The organism is Flectobacillus sp., from assembly GCF_049240685.1.
Lineage (GTDB): Bacteria > Bacteroidota > Bacteroidia > Cytophagales > Spirosomataceae > Flectobacillus.
Genome location: NZ_JBMLSD010000318.1, coordinates 1 through 1,452, shown reverse-complemented (window position 1 = coordinate 1,452; position 1,452 = coordinate 1). Strand labels below are relative to the sequence as shown.

The 1,452-nt window shown below is 32.4% G+C and carries 1 protein-coding gene; it reads right to left on the bottom strand.

Annotated elements, in window-relative coordinates; all coding sequences use genetic code 11:
* Positions 1 to 93 precede the first annotated feature (93 nt).
* Positions 94 to 1,074, bottom strand: a complete 981-nt coding sequence (locus ACOVQ4_RS14510) for a PDDEXK nuclease domain-containing protein (protein ID WP_283375575.1) — start codon at positions 1,072 to 1,074, stop codon at positions 94 to 96.
* Positions 1,075 to 1,452 lie beyond the last annotated feature (378 nt).

Below are 1,452 nucleotides of genomic sequence, written 5' to 3'. Positions count from 1 at the left end.
GCCTTTGGTCAAATTAGTCAATCAACCAGATGCCGTAATTGTGGCTTTTAAATGAAAAATTAAGAGTAATGAAGTTAAAGTTTTAATTATAGCTTATTCTTCTATTATTTTTTTCAACTCTTCTACCTTTGGCAGATACAATAAGTATTTACTCGCAAATATCTGTTTGTTATCTTTTGGTAGTGTGATTTCTACCATGGCATCTTTCTTGTCTTTGCACAAAATGATTCCTATGGTAGGTAATTCATCTTCTGTCTTAACAAATCGATCGTAATAATTTACATACATTTGCATTTGACCTAAATCCTGATGTTTCAATTTCCCAATTTTTAGATCAATTAGAACAAAACATCGCAAAAGTCGATTATAAAAGACTAAATCTACTCGAAAGTGCTCTTCATCAAATGTAAATCGTACTTGTCTTCCAACAAAAGTGAATCCCTTTCCGAGTTCAAGTAAAAAATGCTCTAGACGGTCTATTATTGCTTGCTCAAGTTGTGTTTCAGAATAATTGGACTGTTCCTTTAAATTTAGAAACTCTAAAATATATGGGTCTTTTAAGGTCTCCAAAGGGTTAGTGACATTTCGTTCTACCGAACGGTCTTGGTTATTAACGTTCTTCGAAATCATTAAACGATGGTATACAGCAGAGTTAATTTGCCTTTCTAATGTCCTAACGCTCCATGAGTTTTGTTCAGCTTCTTTTTGATAATAAGCTCGTTCATTTTCATCCTCTATACGCATTAAGTGAATGTAATGTGTCCAGCTTAAGTTTTGCGAAATCGGTGATTTCGCATTCTTGAAAGTAATATAAAATTTACGAATTAGCTCAAGGTTTCTTTTAGAATAGCCCTTGCCAAATTCGATAGTTAATCTTTCAGATAGCTCTGAAAGAATAAAGGTTCCGTAGTCTGCATAGCTTTTCCCTTTTTGCTCTTGTTCAACAATTTGTTTTCCCAATTCAAAATAGGTATAAACCATAACGGAGTTAACTTGCTTTAGTAAAGTATCTTGAGCTTTACGTAAAAGCAACCTAATATTCTCAAAAAAAAGATTATCTAATTTTGTGTCCATCTTCAATGTGAAAAGCTAAAGTGACTTAAAACTCTATCCTCGTAGAAATGAAAATTATGTATTTGGAGTAGTGATCTTGTACTAAAGTAAGTTAAGCTCATTTTAAGAGTAGGTACATCACACAGGGGCAAATATAAGTAAATGTTAGTGTTTATCACGGTTTATTTATATTTGGATGGAATAGTAATCGGAATTTATTTTGGGTGAATATATAAATATGCCTAGTCCAAGACAAAGTCTCGAACCAATGTTTAGACTTGCAAATAATGAAATAAAACTTCCTCTACCTCACTTTCTGATAAACGTCTGAGTAAAAAATCAAATCGCCTTTTTCATTAATTCCAGAACACAAATAGCTAATCAATAGCGGAACATTGG